Origin of the sequence: Arthrobacter sp. NPDC090010 (genome assembly GCF_044748305.1) — a bacterium.
Taxonomy (GTDB): domain Bacteria; phylum Actinomycetota; class Actinomycetes; order Actinomycetales; family Micrococcaceae; genus Arthrobacter_E.
Window position 1 is genome coordinate 20,914 of record NZ_JBIVFT010000012.1, and the last position, 23,361, is coordinate 44,274.

The 23,361-nt window shown below is 67.1% G+C and carries 16 protein-coding genes and 2 tRNA genes; 10 read left to right on the top strand and 8 right to left on the bottom strand.

Annotated elements, in window-relative coordinates:
- Positions 1–27: 27 nt before the first annotated feature.
- Positions 28–2,103, bottom strand: coding sequence for a prolyl oligopeptidase family protein (locus ACIPXZ_RS15500; protein WP_400595919.1), 2,076 nt, complete (start codon positions 2,101–2,103; stop codon positions 28–30).
- 118 nt (positions 2,104–2,221) lie between these two features.
- Here ACIPXZ_RS15500 and ACIPXZ_RS15505 point away from each other — a divergent pair, with 118 nt between their 5' ends.
- A complete protein-coding gene (locus ACIPXZ_RS15505) occupies positions 2,222–4,201 on the top strand; it encodes an FAD/NAD(P)-binding protein (RefSeq protein WP_400595921.1) in 1,980 nt (659 codons plus the stop codon).
- Between the two features lie 98 nt (positions 4,202–4,299).
- On the opposite strand, the gene ACIPXZ_RS15510 is transcribed toward ACIPXZ_RS15505, so the two are convergent.
- The 3 genes from ACIPXZ_RS15510 to ACIPXZ_RS15520 all read right to left on the bottom strand — a co-directional run bounded on the left by ACIPXZ_RS15510 (position 4,300) and on the right by ACIPXZ_RS15520 (position 10,209).
- The gene (locus ACIPXZ_RS15510) at positions 4,300–8,850 is read right to left on the bottom strand and encodes an ExeM/NucH family extracellular endonuclease (protein ID WP_400595923.1); all 4,551 of its coding nucleotides are present in this window, start codon (positions 8,848–8,850) and stop codon (positions 4,300–4,302) included.
- A gap of 249 nt (positions 8,851–9,099) precedes the next feature.
- Complete coding sequence (locus ACIPXZ_RS15515) at positions 9,100–9,882, bottom strand: VOC family protein (RefSeq protein WP_400595925.1); 783 nt, start codon at positions 9,880–9,882, stop codon at positions 9,100–9,102.
- 239 nt (positions 9,883–10,121) lie between these two features.
- Positions 10,122–10,209: transfer RNA gene (locus ACIPXZ_RS15520), tRNA-Ser, on the bottom strand.
- Between the two features lie 196 nt (positions 10,210–10,405).
- Here ACIPXZ_RS15520 and ACIPXZ_RS15525 point away from each other — a divergent pair.
- From ACIPXZ_RS15525 to ACIPXZ_RS15555, 7 genes are all read left to right on the top strand, one after another.
- Positions 10,406–11,599, top strand: a complete 1,194-nt coding sequence (locus ACIPXZ_RS15525; RefSeq protein WP_400595927.1) for an alpha-lytic protease prodomain-containing protein — start codon at positions 10,406–10,408, stop codon at positions 11,597–11,599.
- Between the two features lie 191 nt (positions 11,600–11,790).
- Positions 11,791–12,774 (top strand): NAD(P)H-quinone oxidoreductase, encoded by a 984-nt coding sequence (locus tag ACIPXZ_RS15530; protein ID WP_400595929.1) that lies wholly within the window; start codon positions 11,791–11,793, stop codon positions 12,772–12,774.
- 87 nt (positions 12,775–12,861) lie between these two features.
- Positions 12,862–15,129 carry a carbon starvation CstA family protein gene (locus ACIPXZ_RS15535; protein WP_400595931.1) on the top strand — a complete coding sequence of 756 codons (2,268 nt, stop codon included), beginning with the start codon at positions 12,862–12,864 and terminating at the stop codon, positions 15,127–15,129.
- The gene (locus ACIPXZ_RS15540) at positions 15,126–15,383 is read left to right on the top strand and encodes a YbdD/YjiX family protein (RefSeq protein WP_400595933.1); all 258 of its coding nucleotides are present in this window, start codon (positions 15,126–15,128) and stop codon (positions 15,381–15,383) included. Before ACIPXZ_RS15535 ends, ACIPXZ_RS15540 begins: the two co-directional genes overlap by 4 nt.
- A 20-nt stretch (positions 15,384–15,403) precedes the next feature.
- Positions 15,404–16,045: a bacterial proteasome activator family protein gene (locus ACIPXZ_RS15545; RefSeq protein ID WP_400595935.1), complete on the top strand. Its 642-nt coding sequence runs from the start codon at positions 15,404–15,406 to the stop codon at positions 16,043–16,045.
- A gap of 3 nt (positions 16,046–16,048) precedes the next feature.
- Positions 16,049–16,474, top strand: coding sequence for a hypothetical protein (locus ACIPXZ_RS15550; protein ID WP_400595937.1), 426 nt, complete (start codon positions 16,049–16,051; stop codon positions 16,472–16,474).
- A 97-nt stretch (positions 16,475–16,571) separates the two neighbouring features.
- Complete coding sequence (locus ACIPXZ_RS15555) at positions 16,572–17,411, top strand: aldo/keto reductase (protein WP_400595939.1); 840 nt, start codon at positions 16,572–16,574, stop codon at positions 17,409–17,411.
- A 72-nt stretch (positions 17,412–17,483) separates the two neighbouring features.
- Here the strand turns inward: ACIPXZ_RS15555 and ACIPXZ_RS15560 are convergent.
- A tRNA-Thr gene (locus tag ACIPXZ_RS15560) sits at positions 17,484–17,556 on the bottom strand.
- Positions 17,557–17,793: 237 nt separating this feature from the next.
- Here ACIPXZ_RS15560 and ACIPXZ_RS15565 point away from each other — a divergent pair.
- The gene (locus tag ACIPXZ_RS15565; RefSeq protein WP_400595941.1) at positions 17,794–18,552 is read left to right on the top strand and encodes an HAD-IA family hydrolase; all 759 of its coding nucleotides are present in this window, start codon (positions 17,794–17,796) and stop codon (positions 18,550–18,552) included.
- A gap of 6 nt (positions 18,553–18,558) precedes the next feature.
- Here the strand turns inward: ACIPXZ_RS15565 and ACIPXZ_RS15570 are convergent, their stop codons facing one another.
- From ACIPXZ_RS15570 to tmk, 3 genes are all read right to left on the bottom strand, one after another.
- Positions 18,559–20,157 (bottom strand): alpha/beta hydrolase, encoded by a 1,599-nt coding sequence (locus ACIPXZ_RS15570; RefSeq protein WP_400595943.1) that lies wholly within the window; start codon positions 20,155–20,157, stop codon positions 18,559–18,561.
- Between the two features lie 72 nt (positions 20,158–20,229).
- The gene (locus ACIPXZ_RS15575; protein ID WP_400595945.1) at positions 20,230–21,372 is read right to left on the bottom strand and encodes a DNA polymerase III subunit delta'; all 1,143 of its coding nucleotides are present in this window, start codon (positions 21,370–21,372) and stop codon (positions 20,230–20,232) included.
- Positions 21,369–22,040 (bottom strand): dTMP kinase, encoded by a 672-nt coding sequence (gene tmk / locus ACIPXZ_RS15580; protein ID WP_400596029.1) that lies wholly within the window; start codon positions 22,038–22,040, stop codon positions 21,369–21,371. The genes ACIPXZ_RS15575 and tmk overlap by 4 nt, the downstream gene beginning before the upstream one ends.
- 133 nt (positions 22,041–22,173) lie before the next feature.
- On the opposite strand from tmk, the gene ACIPXZ_RS15585 reads away from it, so the two are divergent.
- Positions 22,174–23,361 carry a trans-sulfuration enzyme family protein gene (locus ACIPXZ_RS15585; protein ID WP_400595947.1) on the top strand — a complete coding sequence of 396 codons (1,188 nt, stop codon included), beginning with the start codon at positions 22,174–22,176 and terminating at the stop codon, positions 23,359–23,361.

Sequence of the window (23,361 nt, forward strand, 5' to 3'; positions counted from 1 at the left end):
ATCTCGCGAGGAGAGCGGGGCGTCCGCTCAGCCGGGCAGTTCGCCGGTCAGGGCCTTCCACAGGAAGTGATGGTTCCGGGCCTGGAGCGCCGCTGCCTGCCGGTTGTCCGAGGCGCCCGCGTGGCCGCCCTCGATCGTCTCGTGGTACCAGACATTGGGGACGCCCATCGCCTGCATCCGGGCCGCCATCTTCCGCGCCTGGACGGGACCCACGCGGTCATCGGAGGTGCTGGACCAGATGAACGAATACGGATAGTCCACCCCGTCCTTGAGCAGGTGATACGGGGAGAACGTCTTGATGAACTCCCATTGCTCCGGATCGTCGGGGTCGCCGTATTCGGCGATCCAGGAGGCCCCCGCCGAGAGCTGGGTGTAGCGGCGCATGTCCAGGAGCGGGACGCCACAGGAGACCGCGCCGAACAGCTCCGGGAACTGCGTGAGCATATTGCCCACCAGCAGGCCCCCGTTCGACCCTCCGGCACAACCGAGCAGCTTCGGCACGGTCACGTCACGGGAGACGAGGTCACGCGCGACGGCCGCGAAGTCCTCATAGGCCCGGTGACGGTTCGCCTGCAAGGCTGCCGTGTGCCAGGACGGCCCGTACTCGCCGCCGCCCCGGATGTTCGCCACCACATAGACCCCGCCTCGCTCCAGCCAGGCCCGGCCCACCGTGCCGCTGTACGCGGGCGTGCGGGACACCTCGAAGCCGCCGTAGCCGCTCAGCAGGGTGACGTTGCCGCCGTCGAGCACCAAGTCCTTGCGCGAGACCTGGAAATACGGCACCCGGGTGCCGTCGGCCGAGGTCGCGAAGTGCTGCTCCACGCGATAATCGGCTTCGCTGAAGAACGACGGCGCGCTCTTGAGCTCCGTGTGAGCCCCGCCCACGGTGCCGCGGGTCAGAGTCGACGGTGTGAGGAAGCCTGTCGCGACCAGCCAGTAGTCGTCGCCGTCCTGCTCATCCTCGTCATCCACGGCATAGGCATTGACGTCGTGCAGCGGCGGGCAGGCGTCGAGAACCTCGGAAGGCCAGGCCGTCCGGCCGTCCTCCTCGCCCGGCGTGAGCACCAGGATCCGTGAGGAGACATCCTCCAGGAGGTTCAGCAGCAGATGGTTCCGTGTCCAGCTGTAGGACTGGAGAGAGGTCCGGGAGTCAGGTTCGAAGAGGACCGTGAGAGACCGGTCGCCATCCAGCCAGGCATCCAGACGGGTGACCAGGAGTGAACCGGCCGCATAGTCCGCCCCGCCGACGTTCCAGGCATCGCGGGGCCGGAACAACAGCCACTCGCGGTGCCAGGAGGCGTGCACGGTGCCCGGCTTCTCGATCCGGGCCCAGGCCCCGTCCCGCCAGAGGGAGACCTCATCGGAGAAGAAATCCACGTAGTCCACGGCGACGAGGCGCTCGAAACCAGGGGTGGAGTCGAAAGCCAGGGAGGCCACCATGTGCTCCTGCGGAACCGCGAACAGAAGGTCCGCCTCGGTGATGGAGGTTCCGCGGCGCCAGCGCACGCCGGTCCGAGGGTAGGAGGACTGCGTGGCGGGCAGCCCCTCCGCCGTGGTGCTGACCAGCAAGGTGTCCAGGTTCTCCCAGCTCACACTGCCTTTGGCTGTCGGCAGGATGAACCCGTCCGTCACGAAGGAACGGCTCTCCAGATCGAATTCGCGGTACGTGACGGCATCGCCGCCGTCCGGGGACAGGCCGATCATGGCGTGCCGCCACGGCTCGCCCGGTGCGGGACGGAGGAAACTGGCACCGTGCCACACCCACTCGGCATCCTCTTCCGCGGCCAAGGCGTCGAGGTCCAGCAGCAGATCCCACTGCGGGGTTTCACTGAGGTAGCTCTCCCAATCGGTCCGGCGCCACAGCCCCTTGGGATGCTCGGCGTCCCGCCAGAAGTTGTAATACCACTCGCCGCGTTTGCCCACCATGGGAATCCGGTCCGTCGAGTCCAGCACCTCCAGGATGCGGTCCTGGAGGCCGCGGAATTCCCCGTCGTCCAGAGCGTCCTCGGTCCGGGCGTTCTGCTCCCGGACCCAGGCCAGCTGCTCCTCCCCGTGGATGTCCTCAAGCCAGATGTTCTCGTCCACCGCGTCATGAGCCGTCATGGCACCCAGCCTAAAGGACGCAGTCCGGCCCGGTTCGCCGGGTCCGTCCTGTGGTCTTCTCCACGGCCTCAGCAGGACGCCCGCTGCCGTCCGGATCCGCGGCGATAAGCTTGGGGCCATGGCAGGGGATACGGTGCAACGTGTGGCGGTGATCGGTGCCGGGCCGCGCGGAAGCAGCGTCCTGGAGCGATTGGCGTCCAATTGGAGGGCGCGGCGCGACGCCGGCGAACTGAGCCGCGGGCGTCTGGAGATCCACCTGGTGGACCCTTATCCCGCCGGTTCAGGGCATGTCTGGCAGCCCGGCCAGTCCCGGCTCTTCCTGATGAACACCCAGAGTTTCTTCCCCACCGTGATCTCTCAGGATCCTGCCCTGGCGCCGCCGGTGGCCGGGGGCAGTTTCAACCAGTGGCGCGCCGCGATGGCGGGGGAGGGCGACGTCGCGCGGCTCAGCCCGGAGGAACAGCGCGAAATCGCCGCGCTCGCAGCGGACGACTTCCCCAGCCGGGCGCTTTACGGTCGCTATCTCGAAGAGACGATGGCCGCCGTCGTGCATCAGATCGAGAGCGATCCGCTTCTCGCCGGACTGAGCGTGCATGCCCACCGCACGGAGGCCACGGCCATCCGACGGCTGCCGGGGGACCGTTTCGGCGTCGAGCTGCGCGATGGCTCGCTGACGGCGGACCGGGTGGTGCTGGCGCTCGGGCACATCCCGGCACAGCTGAACCCGGAACAGCGGGAACTGTACCGGGCCGCGCTCGAACTCGGTCTCAGCTACTTCCCGCCCGCCTGCCCGGCCGACGTCGACTGGGACCTGGTGCCCGGCGGGGAACCGGTCCTGGTCAGGGGGATGGGGCTGAACTTCTTCGACGTCATGGCGCGCCTCAGCGAGGGGCGTGGCGGCACGTTCCACCGGGACGACGCCGGTGTGCTCGGTTACCGTCCCAGTGGCCAGGAGCCCATCATCCACGCGGCGAGCCGTCGCGGTGGGCCTTATCAGGCGAAGGCCCGCATCTCCAGCTACTACGCCCAGACCAGATCTCTGCGATACCTGACGGCGGCAGCCATCGAGCGTTTCCGGCGTTCGGGAGTGCAGCCAGGCTTCGGCCACGATCTCTGGCCGCTCCTGCAGCGCGACGTCCTGTGGGCGTACTACGAGACTTTGGTGACCCAGGACCCCAACGCCATCCGGGACGCCGCCGAGTTCCTGGACGCCCTGACGGAGTTGCTCCGGCCTCACGCCCACAGTCCCGAGGATTGGATGGCGCCGGTCACGGAGTTGCTGGAGCAGAGAGTGCCGGAGCAGTTGCGCCTGAATCTGCGGTCCCTGGCGGCTCCTTTCGCGGGCCGGCGCTTCGCCTCCGCCGCCGAGTTCGATCGGGCCGTACTCGAAACCCTCGACGCCGATGTGCGGCGGTGCGCCGCAGGCGAGGCGGATCCGGTCAAGGCGGCCGTCCTGACCCTGCACGGCGGCCGTTCGCTGCTGAAGGACGCGGTGGCCGACGGCGGCATCACCGACGAGTCCTGGGTCACTGAGTTGCGAGGCCGCTTCGAATCCCTCGTGGAAGGCCTGGCCAGCGGACCTCCTGCGCTGCGGATTGAGCAACTGGGCGCCCTGGTACGGGCCGGAGTGGTGCATTTCGTCGGGCCGGAACCACGTTTCGGCGTCGACCGGAGGGGCACCGCTTTCCGGGCCTCCTCGCCGTGGGTCGAGGGCAGCGACGTGAAAGCACGGGTTCTTGTGGAGGCGTTGGCCCCGGCCAACAAGGTGTCTTTCGCCGGTTCGCCACTGCTGCGCCAGCTCCTGGACGACGGGCTGGTCCGCAGCAAGCTCATGATGCGGCCCGAGGGCGGCCCCATCGAGACCTCGGGCCTGGACGTGGCCGCCCACCCGTATCGCGCGGTCGCGGCGAACGGTGAGATCCAGGAAGGGCTGTACGTCCTCGGACTCCAGCTGTCCGCGACCCAATGGGGTGTCGCCATCGCGGCCGAGGCCTACTCACCCGATGCGGAGGGGAAGGGCCGTGAACTGTTCCGCAGCGGCCAGCGCACACTCCGTGACGCCGACGAGATCGCCCGGACCATCCTCGACGCCCTCTGACGGCTCCGCATGAAGGCCGTCGCTTAAAGGCCGTTGGCCCCTGGATGTCTCCAGGGGCCAACGGCCTTTTCAGGGTCTGGAGCGTTTGCCCCGAAGGATCAGCCCTTCACCTGGCAGGCCAGGTATCCGATCCAGGCCAGGGTGTAGCGGGCCCAGCCCACGACGTCCCACCAGTTCTTCGGGGGAACCGGCTTGGTGCACTGCGGCTGCGTCGGCGTGGTCTTGCCGACCTCGACGGCGAGCTTCACCGTGGTGCCGGACTCCGCGGCCTTGAGCACCAGCGCGCCCGTACCCGCTGCGGCACCGGCCGGAACGGGGAAGGAGACGGTCGCTGCGCCGGAGCTGACCGGCGCCGTGCCCAAGGTGGTGACCTTGCCGGCGGCGTCCGTGAAGGTGGCCGTCAGCGAGGTGTTCACCGGGCTGCCGAGGGACGTGAGGTCCAGCTTGGACACCGCCGTCTGGAGCTTCTCACCCGGCTTGACGCCCGCGGGAGTGGAGTTGACCACGGCCACGCTGCGGCGGGCGAAGTCGGGGGACAGCGGGGAGTTGGCCTTCAGGTAGGCCATCCACGCATCCCGGTCCACCAGACCGGAGTCACGGGTGTTCGTGCCCTGGGTGAAGACGCGGAAGTTGTCGCCACCGGTGGCGAGGAAGCTGAACGTCCCCACCCGGTACGACTTCGCCGGGTCGATCGGCTGGCCGTTGACCACGATGGAGGTCACACGGTCACCGGCCGCCCGGGAGGCGTCATAGGTGTAGTTGACGTTCTTGGACAGGCCCAGCTGCAGGTACGGACGGCTCGGGACCGTGCCGTCCGGGTTGGTCTGCCACTGCTGTTCCAGGAGCGTCTTGACCTGTGCGCCCGTCAGGCTGGTGGTCCAGAGGTTGTTCACGAAGGGCAGCACCGCGTTCGCCTGAGCGTAGGTGATGGTGCCGTCCGTGCCGTAGTACAGTTCGTTGCGCAGACCGCCCGGGTTGACGACGCCGATCTCGGCACCGCCCACGGACGGATCCTTGAGCGAAGCGACGAGGGAGTCCGCCACCAGATTGCCCAGGGTGGATTCGCTGGAACGGTCATCGCGCACCGGAGTCCCCGTGCTCGGGTCCTTGGTGAAGGCGGTGGTGATGTCCTTGGTCACCTTGCCCACCGGCTGAGCCCCGACCACCTGTGCGTCGGCGAGGGCCTTCTTCACGATGGTGTCCACGGCCTTGACCCGGGGGTAGGCGGCGATGAGATCCGCCGGAGCGTCCTTGGTGCGGGCGACGTTCCGCGCGGTGTAGGAGGAGACCTGCTTCCTGGTCAGGTCGACCGTCAGTTCGATCTGACCGACGTTCTCACCGTAGCTGCCGGTCTGGACCACGGGACGGGTCTTCCCGTCCTGGCCGGGAACGGGGCCGTCCCAGGCGTACTCCTTGTGGGTGTGACCGGTGAAGATCGCGTTCACGTCCGGGCTCGTCTCGGTGACGATCTTGGCGAAAGCACCACCCGCGGCGATCTCCTGCTGGAGCGTGGCGCCGTCCGGCGTGCCGGCCCCGGCGCCCTCGTGGTACTCGGCCACGATGACGTCTGCGAGCTTGCCGGCCTTGATCTTGGCCGCGACGCGGTTCACGGCATCCACCGGATCACCGAAGTCGAGATCGGCGATGCCGGCGGGAGTGACCAGGGAGGGCACCTCCTGGGTCACGGCGCCGACGACGGCGACCTTGACACCGTTCAGGTCCAGCACCTGGTACTCGGGCAGAGCCGGATCCTGGGTGCCCTTCTTGTAGACGTTCGCACCCAGGTACGGGAACTTGGCGTTGTTGCCGCCCGCGATCACACGATCGCGCAGATCGGCCCAGCCGCCGTCGAACTCATGGTTGCCGACTGCGGAGGCGGTCAATCCCAAGGTGTTGAGCACATCGATGGTCGGCTGGTCCTTCGCCATGGAGGAGGCGAAGAGCGAGGCGCCGATGTTGTCGCCGGCGGAGACGAAAGCGGTGCCGCCGGGGGTGGCGGCCGCGCGCAGCTTCTCCAGGGTGCCGGCCACGTTGACCGTGTTGGTGTCGATGCGGCCGTGGAAGTCGTTCACCCCGAGCAGGTTCAGGGTTGCGGTGGTCTCCTTGGGCTTGGTGTTCACGCCGACGATCACGGGGTCGTGGTCGCTGGTGCGGAACTGGTTCGGCTCGTAGAAGTTGGTGACGTTGTAGTTCCACCGGCTGTACTCGTGGGCGATGGACTCCACCGAGTTGATGTTCCAGATGTCGGCGCCGTTGACCATCGCATCAGCGGTGGGCGAGGCCAGGATGTGATCCAGGGATCCGACCAGACCGCTGAACAGGTAGGAGTGCTTCTGGCTGCCGTCCGCGTTCTTGGCCTTGCCGTCCTGATCGACGAAGCCCGCGTCCGTCAGGACGTTGATCGGGTCTTCCTTGCTGTACGCGTTGAAGTCGCCGATCAGGAAGACCTTGTCCGTCCCCTTGGACTTCTCCAGGGAGTCCACGAAGCCCAGGAGCGACTTGGACTGGGCCACGCGGGCGAGGTTGGAAGCGCCCTGGCCCTTGTCGGTGTCGTCCGGGGTCGCCGCGGAGCTCTTGGACTTGAAGTGGTTGGCGACGGCGATGAACTCCTGCGCCGCCGTGCCGCCGACCGGCTTGAACACCTGGGCCAGCGGCTTGCGGGCCAGAGCGAAGGCGGTGGTGTCGTTGTGGATGATCGACTCGCCGACAGGTTCCGCGACAGCCTTCTTGTAGATGAAGGCCGTCCGGATGACGTCCTCGTCCGCCAGAGGCGGCAGCGTCGAGGGGCTGCGGACGTAGTCCCAGGTGCCCGGTGCGGCCGCGTTGAGTGCCGTCACCAGCTTGGAGAGCGCGTCGTCACGGTTCTTGCCGAACTTGGCGGAGTTCTCCATCTCCATGAGCGTCACGATGTCCGCGCCGGAGCCGTTGATGGCCGCCACGGTCTTGTCCAGCTGACGCTTGTAGTTGGCCGCGTCGGCCGCACCGCGGGCATCGCAGCCGCCCTTGACGGTGACGGGGGCGCCGTCGCGGTCGGTGTAGTAGGTGCAGCCGGTGAGCTGGTCGCCGGTGGTGGGGAAGAAGTTCAGCACGTTGAAGGAGGCGAGCTTGAGATCGCCGCCCACCGCGTTGGGCACGTCGGCACGGGTGTTGCCGAAGCTTGCGGGCTGGACCGTGTCCGCGTTGGCCGGGGTGAGCTGATCCAGCGGCTCGAAGCGCCAGTCATTGTTGCCGTAGCCGAGGATCACATTGGTCTTGAAGGTGACCGGGGAGCCGACGCGCACCGGATCTGCCGCCGTCAGGTACGGGATCGGCAGCGCCTTGGTGGTGGCGTTGGAGAGGAAGTTCGTGGTGGCACCGTCGTCCAGCTTGATGCTGCGGGCGGCGTTGTCCGCGGCCACGGCCTGGTTCTCGGCGGTTCCGTACGGCGCGACCGCGTTGGGCTGCGTCGCAGGGGTCTTGCCCGAGGTCAGGCTCAGCTCGCCGTACTGGTTGACGTAGTAATTGTCCGAGACCGTGAAGTCGCCCTCGGGAGCCAGGAGCATGCCTTCCAGGGACTCCTTGAACGCGGGGCTGGCGGGCAGGGTGAAGTGCGTGGCCTTGACCTCGGGAGCCGCCTCGTTGAGCTTGCTCAGGCCGGAGGCGCTGGTGACGTTCAGCTGGGTCTGGCCGAAGTACTCGCTGACGGTGCCGTTGAGCTGCACGTAGTCGCCGATGGCGACCGATCCGACGGTGCTGGGCGAGTAGACGAAGACCGCATCGGAGGCCTTGTGGTTCTGTTCGGTGAGGTCTCCACCGGTGCCCGGCGTCTGAACGTAGTAGCCGTTCAATCCGCCGGAGGCGTAGCGGGCCGTGACCTTGCCCTTGGTGGTGACGTTCTGCCCGACCAGGGGGCTGGCGTCACCGGCGCCCTGGATGTCGGCGATGGTGACATCACCGCCGGGGGTCGGCGTCGGGGTGGGCTCGGGGTCAGGGGTTCCCGTGCCGCCGGACGGCGTCGGGGTGATGTTTGAGCTGAGGCTGAAATCGGCGGAGTTGTCGTTGCTGTCCGCATGGTTGCTGCGGTTCAGGGACTTCACGTCCGTGTTCGACGACGGTGCGGTGGCGGCCTTCACCTCGTAGGTGTTGCTGCTGCCGTAGCCGAGGAGATCGGCCACATTGGCGGGCTCCACCTGGCTGCCGGTGCCGAGCCCGCTGATCGCGGTGGCCTGCTTGGCCAGGACGATCGTGCCGCTGGTTCCGGACGGATTGAACGACGGCGCGTCCAGGTCTGCGGACGGGAGTTCCGGTGCGGTCGAGGTCGCGCTGTTGCTGGCGCCCTTGATCAGGAAGGTTCCCTTCGCAGGGATGCTGCCTTTCAGGGCGGTGACGGAGTTCGGGGCCGCAGTGCCGGTGGCCGAACGGTACTGGAGGGACCAGCCGTCCAGGGTGATGGCGGCGTCCGAGGAGTTGTACAGCTCCACGAACTTGTTCTTGAACGCGGCACCGGCGCTTCCGCCGCTGAGATATGCCTCATCGATGACGACGGCGGAGGTACCCGGGGCGGCGACGGTGTTCACGAGCGCGAACGCCGGTGTCGTCGCCAACGGTGCCGCCAGCAAGGCGGCGGTCAGGGCACTCCCCAAGGTTGCTTTCGCAAGCGAGTGATTCATGGGGTTCTTTCTTGTCCAATTGTCTGGCGGTGGACCGCGTCCCGGGTGGTGATCCGGGAGCGCACAGGAGGTCCGTCAGGCCCTCGATGGCGAGGGCGTGTCAGCTGACCAAAGGGCGGAGCCAGCTGGACCAGTCCACCAAGAGAGAGTTAACCCCGGGTTGACAGGAAAAGAAACTGTTCTTTCATGAATCGGGCGAAAAAGGGCCGCGTCGCCGTCACAAGCGTGACGGCGACGCGGCGAGGTGTCTCAGCCCTGGGGCAGCGACTGGTGCAGCATGAACGGCGCGCCCTGAGGGTCGGCGACATGGGCATGACGGCCATGGGGATCGTTCCATGGCTCGCGGAGCACGGAACCACCGTTGTCGACGATCTGCTTCACCGCGGCGTCGGCGTCATCCACCACAAGGAAGATCTGCCAGTGGGAGGGCACGCCCTCCGGCAGGAAGGCGTCGGCGTCGAAGATTCCCGCGCGGGCGGACTCGCCTTCGCCCAGAGTGGTGTAGCGGAATTCAGGGGTGTCCTCCATGACGGAGGTCTCCCAGCCGAAGGCCTTGCGGTAGAACTCGACTGCGGCGTCGTAGCCGCGGCTGTTGAGCTCGTGCCAGCCCACGGAACCGGTCTCGTTGACCAGCTGGTAGCCGGTGTGGCCCAACGGCTCCCAGACGCCGATCACGGCGCCGGAAGGATCCTCCGCGATGGCCATGACGCCCATTTCCGGAACGGTCATGGGCGGAACGAAGACATTGCCGCCGGCCTCGGTGATGGCGGCGGAGGTGGCTTCGGCGTCCGTGCTCTGCAGATAGATGCTCCAGGTGCTCGGCATCTGGGCCTGGTCCGGCTGCTTGGCCATGATCCCGGCCACCTGCTTGCCGTCCTTGTAGGCGGTGACATAGCCGCCATAGGTCTCTTCGTCCGAGCCTTCGAAGGTCCAGCCCAGGAGTTCACCATAGAACTTCTTGGCACCCTCGACGTCGTCGGTCATCAGATCTGCCCAGCAGGGGTCGCCGGGGACAAAAGTTGGGGTGGGCATGATGTTGCTCTCTTTCCGATGAAGGTTCCGTCGTGATGAGACGGGTCGCGTGCCCGGAGGAGAACGACAGGGCGACGCTGACAATCCTGACGCTATGCCCGGGGTCTGACATTATTCAACGGTTCTCGCCTGGGGATTCGATGAACAGCAGCTGAGAGCCTCGGACGCCACGAGTGGTGCCGGAGAGTGGAGAAAACACAGGAGGCGGCGCCGTCATGGCGCCGCCTCCTGTGTTCACGCGGAAGGTATGGGATTTGAACCCATGAGACGGGGTTACCGCCTACTGGTTTTCAAGACCAGCTCCTTCGGCCGCTCGGACAACCTTCCCTGCATCAAAGTGTTCCACAGCGCGGAGGTGGCTTCCAAACCTGGATGGAGGACACTATTCGGAGCCCCATGTCTACATAATATGACCCTTGACTTAACTAATTTTGTCAATAATGCTGAGCGGGCGCGCTCTTCGCCGAGCCGTTCCCGGCCGGTCACCGTCGATCGGCGGGTCACTGAGAAAGGTCAACGCAAGATGTCTCGATACAGAAAGTCCGTACTTCATGCTGCCCTGGTGGCGTGCACCGCAGGTCTCGTGATGACTCAGCTCGCCGGAGGACCGGCCTTCGCCGCGACTCCCGCGCCCGCGACCGATGGCTTCTCCGCAGTGGATGAGGCGCTGGCCGAGCACCTGAACGTCACGCCGGCCAGAGCCCACGAGATCTTCGCCCATGAAGCGGGACTCAGCGCCAAGGCCGACGAGCTCCAGAAGACCCTGTCCCATGCCGCTTCCGCGGGTGCGTGGATCGAGAAGGATCAGCTGGTGGTCGCGGTCACGAACGAGGCCGCCGCGCAGCGCGTCCGCGCCGCGGGAGCCGTGGCCAGGACCGTGGCGAAGAGCGCGGAGAACCTGGATGCGCTGAACGGCAAGGTCGCCACCTTGGCAAAGAGCGCGCCGGGCTTCGCGAGCTGGGGCGTGGACGTCGAGAAGAACACGGTCACCGTCTCCGTGCTGGCAGGCAGCAAGGACGCTGCGACCAGGAAGGCCGTGGCCCAGGCGAAGAAGCTCGGTGCCACCGTCACACAGACCGACGGGGTTCCTCATGCCACGGCATCCATGGTGGGTGGCGAGGAGTATGGCTTCGTGGAGAACGGCGGCAACTACGTGTGCTCGGTCGGCTTCGTGGCCCGGGACAGCTCGGGTCGCAATGCCATGGTCTCGGCCGGTCACTGCGCGGTGGACTCCAGCAACTTCACTTTCAAAGGTGCTCCCCTCGGCTCTGTGATCGGAGCGAGGTACCCGGGTAACGACTACTCCGCGTTCCGACTGGATTCGTCGGTGACTCCCACGGCGTCGGTGAGCACCTGGAACGGATCCACCGTGGCCGTGAGCGGGTCTCAGGAAGGTGCGGTGGGAGCCCAGGTCTGCAAGAGCGGCCGCACGACGGGCTGGACCTGCGGAACCATCACCGCGAAGAACCGTTCGGTGAGCTACGGCAGCGATTCGATTTCCGGCCTGACCGTGCACAACGCCTGCGTCGAACAGGGTGATTCGGGCGGGTCCAACATCTCCGGCACTCAGGCTCAGGGCGTCACGAGCGGTGCCAATCTGTACTCCTCCGGCGGCCGTCTGGTGTGTGGGGCATCCGTCGGACGGGCGAATGAGTCGTTCTACCAGCCGGTGGCACCGATCCTTTCGGCCTATGGTCTGACGCTGCTCACCCGCTGATCGCGACGTCCGTCACTCTGGAGTCGAGGGTTCTTCAGAACGCGGGCTGAGAACGACGGCGCGTGCCCACCCGGGCACGCGCCGTCGTCGTGTGCCGTCGCAGCCGGTCGCACTCCGCGGTGAACGGATCGGGCGTCGGTCCCCGTGCACAATAGACAGGGGGCCAGGAGTCCACCAAGGAGAGGGAAAGCATGCGAGCCGTTCAGATCAGCGAGCCCGGAGGGCCGGAAGTCCTGCACCTGAATGAGGTGCCGGATCCCGTGCCAGGGCCCGGTGACGTACTGATCGACGTCGTCGCAGCAGGCCTCAACCGCGCCGATGTGCAGCAGCGCCGTGGCCACTACCCGCCGCCGCCCGGTGCCTCGGAGCTGCCCGGCCTCGAGGTCTCTGGCCGGATCTCCGGCTTCGGCCCGGGCGTCACCAAACCGTTCTCGGTGGGGGACAAGGTCGTGGCTCTGCTCTCGGGCGGTGGTTACGCGGAGAAAGTCGCGGTGCCGGCAGGGCAAGTGCTGCGCGTGCCCGAGGGTGTGGACCTGGTGACCGCAGCGGGTCTGCCGGAGGTGGCGGCCACGGTCTATTCCAATCTCTACATGACCGCAGGCCTGCAGCCGGGGGAGACGGTTCTGGTCCACGGAGCCACGGGCGGCATCGGGACCTTCGCCATCCAATTGGCGAAGGCGCTCGGCTCCACCGTGGCGACCACCGCCGGGAGCGCTGAGAAGGTGGCCACGGCTCGCGGCTTCCTCGGAGCGGACGTCGCGATCGACTACACCCGTCAGGAGTTTCCGCAGGCCCTGCGCGAGGCGAACGGCGGACGCGGCGCGGATGTGATCCTGGATGTCGTCGGAGCGAAGTACCTGACCCAGAACATCGAGGCCCTCAACACGCACGGACGCCTCGTGGTGATCGGTCTGCAGGGCGGGGCCAAGGGTGAACTGGATCTCGGCCAGCTGCTCACCAAGCGGGCGGCGGTCATCGGCACCACGCTGAGGGCGCGGCCCGTGGAGGAGAAGACCGCCATCATGGACGCCGTCCGGGACGTGGTCTGGCCCCTGCTCGTGGACGGTTCCGTGCGCCCGCTCGTCGCGAAGACCTTCCCGCTGGCCGAAGTCGCCGAGGCCCACCGCTACTTCGATTCCGGTCAACATACCGGGAAAGTCTTGTTGACCATGTGACTCACTTCTCCACTAGGGTGCGTAGAGGGGGCCGGGAGCGTTGCGCTCCCGGAGCATTCACCGTCGCATGCACCCGAAGGAGGTCCCATGAGTGGGACAAACAGCATCACCGAGCACGACGGCGCCCTGCCGCCTGCCGCCGTCGACCCTGAAGTCCTGGAAGCGGAAGGCAAGCGCTGGACGCCTCTGAGGATCGGCGTCTGGGTGGCGATCGCCCTGCTGGGCGGCCTGGCCTGGGTGATGTTGGCCCTGGTGCGCGGCGAGACCGTCAACGCCATCTGGTTCGTCTTCGCGGCGGTCTGCACCTATCTGATCGCCTACCGCTTCTATTCGAAGTACCTGGAGAGGAAACTCACCAGACCGGATGATCTGCGCGCGACCCCCGCCGAGTACAAGGCTGACGGCAAGGACCACGTGCGGACGGACCGCAACGTCCTGTTCGGGCATCACTTCGCTGCGATCGCCGGCGCCGGTCCTCTGGTGGGCCCGGTCATTGCAGCACAGATGGGTTATCTCCCCGGCACGCTGTGGATCATCGTGGGCGTGGTGCTGGCCGGTGCCGTCCAGGACTATCTCGTGCTGTTCTTCTCGATGCGGCGTGGCGGGCGCTCCCTGGGCCAGATGGCCCGCGAGGAACTCGGCGTGATCGGCGGCACCGCCGCCCTGGTGGCGACCCTGCTCATCATGGCGATCATCGTCGCCATCCTGGCGCTCGTGGTGGTCAATGCCCTCGGTGAAAGTCCGTGGGGCGTCTTCAGTGTGGCCATGACCATTCCGATCGCTCTGTTCATGGGCGTCTATCTGCGGTTCATCCGGCCGGGCAAGGTCCTGGAGATCTCGATCATCGGTTTCGTGCTCCTCATGGGTGCGATCATCGGCGGCGGCTGGGTCTCTCATACCGAATGGGGTGCGGCGTTCTTCCACCTCGACAAGAGCACCATCGCCTGGGGGATCATCGTCTACGGTTTCGTCGCGGCGATTCTGCCGGTCTGGCTGCTCCTGGCACCGCGTGATTACCTGTCGACCTTCATGAAGATCGGCGTGATCGGGCTCCTCGCGATCGCGATCGTGGTGGTCCGTCCTGAGATCACCGTCCCGGCCTTCAGCGAGTTCGCGAGCAAGGACAACGGGCCCGTCTTCTCCGGTGCGTTGTTCCCCTTCCTGTTCGTCACCATCGCCTGCGGCGCACTCTCCGGATTCCACGCCCTCATCGCCTCGGGAACCACCCCCAAACTGGTGGAGAAGGAACGCCAGACCCGATATATCGGGTACGGCGGCATGCTGATGGAGTCGTTCGTGGCGATCATGGCCCTGGTGGCCGCGGTGTCCATCGACCGCGGGCTCTACTTCGTCATGAACGCGCCGGTCGCCCTGACCGGCGGAACAGTCGAACAGGCCGCTCAATGGGTGAACTCGCTGGGGCTGAGCGGGGTGAACGTCACGCCGTCGGAACTGAGCGGCGCCGCCGCGACGGTGGGGGAGCAGACCATCATCTCCCGTTCCGGAGGCGCTCCGACCCTCGCCGTCGGACTGGCTCACATCATGCAACAGTTCATCGGCGGACCCGGGCTGGCGGCTTTCTGGTACCACTTCGCCATCATGTTCGAGGCTCTCTTCATCCTCACCGCCGTCGACGCCGGGACGCGCGTGGCACGCTTCATGCTGCAGGACTCGATCGGCAACTTCCTGCCTCGGTTCAAGGATGCCTCCTGGCGCCCCGGGGCCTGGCTCTGCACGGCGATCATGGTCGCGGCCTGGGGTGCGGTGCTGATCATGGGGGTCACGGACCCGTTGGGCGGCATCAACACCCTCTTCCCGCTCTTCGGCATCGCCAACCAGCTTCTTGCAGCCATCGCACTTGCAGTCTGTCTGGCGATCGTGGCCAAGAAGGGACGTTTCGGCGCGCTGTGGATGGTGGCTCTTCCACTCGCGTTTACCGCGGTGGTCACCATCACGGCCAGTGCGCAGAAGATCTTCTCGCCCGTCCCGGCAGTGGGGTACTTCGCCAACAATGCGGCGTTCAGCGCGGCTTTGGCACAGGGGAAGACCTCCTTCGGCACCGCCAAATCCGTGGCGGCGATGGAAGCCGTGGTCCGCAACACCATGGTCCAAGGCGTTCTCTCAGTGATCTTCGTGGTGCTCTCCATCGTGGTGATCATCGCCTCCCTGGTGGCCACGGTGCGTGCCTTCCAGGCCCATCGCGCCGGTGAGGCCGTCACCGATCACGAGGATCCGGCGGTCCCTTCCCGGGTTTACGCCCCGGCGGGGATCGTGCCCACGGCCGCTGAGAAGGAACTTCTCGCACGCTGGGCCGAGGTGCCATCCGGCCGGCGCTCCGATGCGGGGCACCCTTGATCGCGGAGCGGACGACGACGGCCCTCCCGTCGTCGTCCGGGCGGGCAGTCGCGCGGGGCGCCTGGCGCAGGGTGCGCGCCGGCGCTTCGGCGTTCCGCCGGGGCATCAGAGGGGTCTTCGGGGCCGATGCCTATGAGAAGTACCTGGAGTATCACCGCCAGCACCATCCGCACCACGCCCCGATGTCCGAGCCGGAATTCTGGCGGGACCGCTGTGACCGTCAGGAGGGGAATCCGCAGGGCCGTTGCTGCTGAGGGCGTGAGAGTATGGGGCCATGAATGAGGAATCCCAGCAGCACGCCTCGGAACAGCCCCGCGACGCCGGCACGGCGGGACCTCATGGCGACCCGGTCGAAGGAACCCCGCTCGAGACGGACTCCGGGAAGCCGGATGAACACGCCGAGGAGCGTCGTCCCCGCAATCTCCTGGAACTGGTGGACGAACCGGCCAAGGTCATGCGCATCGGGACCATGATCCGCCAGCTGCTTGAGGAAGTGAAGGCCGCACCACTGGACGAAGCAGCCCGCGGGCGTCTGGCGGAGATCCACGAACGGTCCATCAAGGAACTTGAGGACGGACTGGCTCCGGAACTGGTGGAGGAGCTGGACCGGCTGTCCCTGCCGTTCCCGGAGGATTCCTCGCCTTCCGACGGCGAACTGCGCATTGCACAGGCCCAGCTGGTCGGCTGGCTCGAAGGACTGTTCCACGGCATCCAGACCGCGATCGCCGCGCAGCAGGCGGCCCGTGAGCAGATGGCTTCACAGCTTCGCCAGCTTCCGCCGGGGACCATGATCGCCCCGGGCGTGGTGATCGGCGCCAACGGCGAACCGCAGCGGGCAGCTGCGGCGCAGCACCCTCAGGACCCCCGCCAGGGGAGCCGCCCGGAAACGGACTCCGGTCCGGGGCAGTACCTCTGATCGATGGGCCTGTTCTCCGAACTGCGGCAGGCCCGGCGCGATGACGCGGATCTCGGCAAGGGCCTGTGGCGCCGTGCCCATGATCGTTTCCGCCGGGGTCTGGATCGTTTTCATCAGGTGCTCGACGGCGTGAACGACGATGCGCTCTACGCCCAATTGCTTCCGGTGGCCGACGAATTGGCGGCATTGCTGCCGAGGGTCCGTGCCATCTGCGTCGCGGCCCAGGAACTCGCTCCGAGTGAGGGTCTGGACATCCCGCCGGAGCAGGCGGCCTTGCACCGCGCGCTGTCGCGTGCCGGCAACGATCTGGCGACGGCGGCCCAGGCGGCCACCATGGCGAGGCTCGGCAGCGGCGACGTCCCGAGCGTGCGCCGTCGGGCCGAGGTCGTCACCGCACTCATCGAGGACGCAGAGCGCCTGCTGAACTGACCGCAAGCCCGGTGCCCGGCTTATTCCCGGATTCGCTGAAAGAGAACCAGTATGACGTTCTCTGGTGGCAGGGCTGTGCCTTTGGGAGGATGACGTAATGAGTGCTAACCCTGATCTCACGTTCAACGATGGCAACACCATCCCCCAGCTCGGTTACGGCGTCTGGCAGGTTGCCGACGACGTCGCCGAGACCGTTGTCGGCCAGGCCTTCGAAGCCGGGTACCGCCATATCGACACCGCCAAGATCTACGGGAACGAGGCCGGTGTGGGCCGCGCGATCGCCGCCTCCGGTCTGGACCCGAAGGACCTGTTCATCACCACCAAGCTGTGGAATGCGGACCAGGGCTACGAGCAGACCCTGGCCGCTTTCGAGGAGTCCATGGGACGTCTCGGCCTGGAAAAGCTGGACCTCTACCTGATCCACTGGCTGCAGCCCAAGCAGGGCACCTACGTGGACACCTGGAAGGCTCTCGTGGAGCTCCAGAAGCGTGGCCGTGTGACCTCCATCGGCGTTTGCAACTTCACTGGCGAGGCCATCGATGAACTCATCGAGGCCACCGGGGTGACCCCGGCGATCCATCAGATCGAGCTCCACCCGTACTTCAACCAGTCCGGTCTGCGCGAGTACAACACGAGCCGTGGCATCCTCACCCAGGCCTGGTCGCCGCTCGGCCAGGGTGGTGAACTGCTGAACGATCCCGAGGTGCTGCGCATCGCGGAGAAGCACGGCGCCACCGCCGCCCAGGTGGTCATCGCCTGGCACCTGGCCATCGGCAACGTGGTGATCCCGAAGTCGGTGACCCAGAGCCGCATCGTGGAGAACCTGGCAGCCCTGGACGTTTCGCTCGACGCGGACGACGTCCGTGTCCTGAGCTCGCTGGACCGTGGCGCAGAAGGCCGCATCGGCCCGGACCCCGCAGTGTCCGACTTCGCCTGATTCCAAGTGCCCGGCGACCCGCCGGGAACGACGAAGGCCCCCAGGATCTCCTGGGGGCCTTCGTCGTATCCGAGCTTCCTATCAGAATCGAACTGATGACCTTTTCATTACGAGTGAAACGCTCTACCGACTGAGCTAAGGAAGCACATGCCGCGTCTGGCCTGCTGGCCTGACCGCACAGGAAACAAGTCTAGAGTGCACTCCCGGCGCGGGTCAAAACGGACTCCCGGGATGTCCACCGGTGCTGTTCATGTGGGCGTTCTGAACGGTTCAGCTTGCCGTTGACAGGAACTGTCACGCTGAGTCGAACGACGCCGACGAAGGCTTCGTAGCGCGGTCTCGGACCTCCCGCAGGCCACCGGCACAGATGAGGAGTCGATCGATGACTGTGAACCCCGTGGGCGTCCCCGGAGCCACCCTGAGCGGTCCGGCGCGGAGCTCCCGGCTGAGGCTGGCCGTGGTGGACATGTCGGGCACCACCGTCACGGACGGCGGATTGATCGACGAAGCCCTCCAGCGGGCCTTCCGGGAGAGCGGGGAGGCGGTCGGCAGCGCCCGTTTCGACTCGATGATGGACTTCGCGCGACAGGCGATGGGGCTGTCCAAACTCAGCGTCTTCCGGCAGCTCTACGAAGGGGAACCGGAACGGGCCCGCCTGGCCAACAAGGTGTTCGAACAGGCTTATGACGAGCTGGTTGCGCGGGGCGGTGTCCAGGCCATCCCCGGCGCGCAATCGGCCATGCAGTGGCTGCTCGACGCCGGGCTGCAACTCTGCCTCGTGACCGGCTTCGGCCGGCACACCCAGAACACCATCCTCGAATCACTCGGCTGGATGGGTCTGGCGGATCTAAGTCTCTGCCCGGCCGATGCCGGACGCGGCCGGCCGTACCCGGACATGATCCTGACGGCCGTTCTTGCGCTGGACCTCGATGATGTGCGGGAGGTCCTGGTGGTGGGGGACACGACGGCGGACATCCAGTCGGGGCTGCGCGCCGGAGCGGGACTGGTGGCCGGCGTGCTCACCGGGGCCCACTCGGAGTTCGCCTTGCGGGCGGCCGGCGCCGACGCCGTCGTCCCGTCCATCCGGGAGGTACCGCGGCTGCTGGAAGAGCGCGTCCAGCTGCCGGCGGCCCTGAACTGAAGCGGCTCAGCTGCAGCGCATCCCGTCGTCGGGGACGGTGCCCTTGACGAAGTAGTCGTCCACCGCGTTCGTGATGCAGTCGCCGGCACGACCGTAGGCCGTGTGCCCCTCGCCCTCCCAGGTCAGAAGTGAGGCGTTGCCCAGCTGCTTGCGCAGATTGCCGGCCCACTCGTACGGGGTGGCCGGATCGCCGGTGGTGCCGATGACCACGATCGGCGCCTTGCCACTGTAGCTGGCCGGGGCGACCTTGCGGATGCCCGTGGTCTTCAGGCCTTCACAGGCGATGCCGCCGTACGCCATGTACTTGCCCAGCGTGGGGGAGACCTTCTCCAGCTCGGTGGCCTCTTTCTTCATGGCCTCGGGGTTGGAGTCCACGGAGTAGTCGAGGCAGTTGATGGCGTTGAAGGCGAAGGTGCTGTTGGAGGTGTACTTGCCCTGTGAGTCCCGGTCGGCACCGAAGTCGGCGAGCTGCATCATGGGGGAAGGGTCGCCGACCAGGGCGGATGCCAGGGCCTGCCGCAGGTTCGGCCAGCTGGAGCTGCTGTACAGCGGGACGATGAGGCCTGAGACGAAGCTCGCCACCGTCACCACTCGCCCGTCATTGGCCTGGGGCGGGTTTTCGGCGTAGCTGTCCATGAGCCGCTGGATACGTGAGATCCCTGCGTCGACCCCGTCGCTGAGCGGGCAGCCGGAGTTCCGCTGGCACCATTCGACGAAGACCCGCAGGCTGCGTTCGAATGCCTTGGCCTGGCCGATGGTCAGCTGGGACTGGGTGAGGGTGGCATCGAGGGCCCCGTCGAGGACCATGCGTCCCACCCGGTCCGGGAAGAGCGTGGCGTAGGTGGAGCCAAGGAAGGTCCCGTAGGAGTAGCCGAGGTAGTCGAGCTTGGTGTTGCCCAGGGCAGCCCGCATGATGTCCAGGTCCCGTGCGGCGCTCTCGGTGTCCACATGGGCCAGCACGGGCCCGGTCTTCTGCTGGCAGGCCTCGTTGGTGTCGCGTTGCTCCTGGATCGACTTCGCGAGCCCGTCGGCAGTGCTGGGATCGAAGTACTCGGCACGCTGCGCGTCGCGTTGCTGGTCCGTCAGACAGCTCACGGGAGCCGAGCGCTTCACCCCGCGGGGGTCGAAGCCGATCAGATCGTAGTTGGAGCGCATGGTGTCACTCAGAATCCACTGTGCGGATTCGTTGACGAAGTCGTAGCCGGAGCCACCCGGGCCACCCGGATTGATGAACAGGGAGCCTTTGGAACGCCCGGTGGCAGGGATCTTGATCAGGGCGAGCTCGATGCTGCCGCCGCCGGGATTCGCGTAGTCGGTGGGGACCCGGACCGAAGCGCAGCTGGCGCCGTGTTCACAGGAACTCCACTTGACGCTCTGACCGTAGTAGTCCTTCAGCGCGGCAGGAGCCTCTGAGCTGAGCCCACCGGGCTGATTCTGCGAGTTCGGCGAAGATCCGCCGGAGGGAAGCGTCACGGTGACACATCCGCTGAGCCCGAGGGCCAGCGCGCAGAGACCCGCGACGACGGCGAGCAGCCGTGCCGTACGCCGCCTCGTGCGGCCCGTTCCCGGGCCGTTCCCTGCGCCTGCGTGCGCGTTCCGTGTCATCTCCCCGGTCACCTTTCCGTGTCCTGTCATCTGTCCTTGCCCATTCCCGCGCCCCATCTCAGCCGGCCCCACTCAGACCAGCCCCGCGGCCATGCCTTCGAGGGCCAATAGAGGGGCCACATTGCTGCTCACCAGACGCCGCCTGGTGACGTTGATCGCGTCGATCCTGGTCAGGGTCTGTTCCGGACTGCCCTCTGCGGCGAAGGCCTCGATGTCCGGCCGCAGTTCTTCGTTGACCAGTACGTCCGCGGCCCCGACCTGAACCAGCAGCACATCCCGGTAAAAGGAGATCAGATCGGTCAGCGTGCGGTCCAGAGAGTCCGCCACGGACCGCTTGGCCCGCCGTTTCTGGTCCTCTTCGAGCCGCTTGATCTGGCCTCGCAGCGCCGGGGGCACGGGGGACCCGTCCTCCAGACCCAGGGAGGAGAGCAGCGCGCTGCGTTCGGCGGTGTCCCGCTCCGCATTGGAGCTCTCCGCCTCGTCGTTGGCGATCGCCATGAGCCGTTCGGCCATCAGGACCGCAGAGGTGATCCCCTTCAGACTCAGGGGGAAACGCACTGTTTCGAGGCGGCGCTCCCGAGCGCCGGGATCACGGGCCAGCCGTCGGGCGATCCCCACGTGGCTCTGGGCCATCCTCGCTGCGCTCATGGCCAGTTCAGGCGCTACGCCGTCGCGTGCCACGAGCAGCTGGGCCACGTGCTCAGGCGACGGCAGCCGCAGGCCGACGCCGCGGCAGCGTGAGCGGATGGTCACGAGGACGTCGGCGGGGGACGGTGCACAGAGCATCCAGACGGTGCGAGCGGTGGGTTCCTCGATGGCTTTGAGCAGCACATTCGTGGTGCGCTCGGCCATCCGGTCGGCATCCTCGACGATGATGATGCGCCAGCGCCCCGAGGCCGGGTGGTTACCGGCGGTGGCGACGAGTTCACGGGCTTCTTCGATGGTGATGGTCACCTTCTCGGTCCGCACGTGCCGGACATCCGGGTGGGTCTCGCCGAGGACGGTGCGGCACGCGTGGCACTCGCCGCACCCGCGCAGGGCGGGATCCGGCTGTTCGCAGTTCAGGGCGGCGGCGAACGCCTTGGCCGCATTGGACCGCCCGGAACCGGGCGGGCCGGTGAACAGCCAGGCGTGGGTCATGCCGTCCCCTGCGGAGGCCCTGCGCAATTGCGTGACGACGGCTTCCTGGCCGCGGAGCTCGTCGAAGACACTCATCCTTGTCCTCCGGGTACTGCCGCGGCGCGCTGCCGGCGCGCGGCGAATACCTCGTCGACCCGGCGCAGGATGGCCTCGGAGATGGTCTCCACGTCCTGACGGGCGTCGATCACCAGGTATCGTTCCGGGGCTGCCTCAGCCGCGTCAAGGAAGGCCTGGCGGACCTGAGCGTGGAAAGTGTCGGGTTCGGATTCCAGACGGTCCTCCCCGCCGGGAGCGCGACGGGCGCGGCCCTCGACGGGATCCACGTCCAGGATGACCGTGAAGTCCGGCCACAATGAGGCCGTGGCCCAGGAGTTGAGCTGCCGGATCTCCTCGGTGCCCAGATCCCGGCCGATGCCCTGGTAGGCGACGGAGGAGTCGATGTAACGGTCGGTGATGACGGCCTCGCCCCGGGCCAGGGCTGGCCGGATCAGCTGTTCGACGTGGGCCGCCCGGGCTGCCGCGTACATGAGGGCCTCGGTCCGGGCGTCGATTTCGCCGTGCCCGTGATCCAGTACGAGGGAACGCAGTTTCTCACCGATCTCGGTACCGCCGGGCTCACGTGTCTGGACGACTGTCAGCCCCCGCTTCCGGAGGGCTTCGGCCAGCAGGGCGCTCTGTGTCGACTTTCCGGCGCCGTCGCCGCCTTCGAAGGCGATGAACAGACCGGTACCCTCTGCGCTGATAGTCACCCTCATAAGCCTAATGGCCCAAGCTGAGTGTCGGCGGAGCGGTGCGTGACGGTGGATGACGGACCCGGGGCCCACATGCCGGGCCTGTCTTGCCGTGTCCCCGCCTCGCGGTCCTAGGGTGTGATCCATGCACGATTCCCTGGACCTCAGCCCCGATTCCCTCGTGGTGGCCGGAGGCCGCCCTGAGCGTGGGCGAGATGCCTCCGTCAACCCTCCCGTGGTTCTGTCGTCCACTTTCCTCGGAACAGGCCCGCTCGGTCCGGGGGACCGGGGATACGGCCGCTATGCCAACCCGAGCTGGGAACCTTTCGAGGAGGTTCTGGGACAGCTCGAGCACGCCGGGGAACCCGCCCTGCTGTTCTCTTCCGGACTGGCGGCGGTCAGCGCGGCCCTTTCCCTGGTGCCGCTCGGTGGGACCGTCGTGATGCCGGGCCACTCCTACGCGGGCACTGTGCAGATGGCCAGTGAGCTCGCGGAGAAAGGCCTCTTCTCCCTTCAATTGGTGGACGTCACGGACACCCGGGAGGTACTGGCCGCGCTGCACCGTGAGTCCGGGCCCATCGACCTCCTGTGGCTGGAGAGCCCCACGAACCCGATGCTCGGCGTCGCTGAGCTGCCCGCGCTCCTGGACGCCGCCCGCTCGGCGGGCATTCTGACCGTGGTGGACAACACCTTCTGCACTCCGCTGGTGCAGCGGCCGCTGCTCCTCGGTGCCGATCTGGTGCTGCACTCGGTCACGAAGTACCTTGCGGGCCACTCGGACGTGGTGCTCGGCGCCCTTGTGACGAGCGACGCCGAACTGCGGGCCCGTCTCCTGCACCACCGCGCACTGCACGGTGCTATCGCCGGTCCGTGGGAGGCGTGGCTGGCGCTGCGGGGCGTCCGTACGCTCGCCCTGAGGATCGAGCGCTCGCAGGCCAGCGCCCAGCTGCTGGCAGAACGCCTGGCCAGACATCCCGCCGTCGAACGTGTCCGGTTCCCCGGGTTGCCGTCGGACCCGGGGCACCGGCGAGCGAAGGAGCAACTGGACGGCTTCGGCTCGATCCTGTGTCTTCAACTTGCCGCGGCAGGGGGACGGAGCGGGGCGCAGAATGCAGATTCCCTCGTGGAGGCGTTGCGGCTCTGGGTGCCGGCCACGTCCTTGGGCGGGGTGGAGTCGCTCATCGAACGACGGCGGCGGCACCTCGCGGAACCGGAGAGCGTCCCGGAGAATCTGGTGCGGCTCAGCGTCGGAATCGAGAGCGTGGAGGATCTCTGGGAGGACCTCCGGCAGGCCCTCGATGCGCTCCCGGCGGCGGAGTCGTCCGCGGGTTAG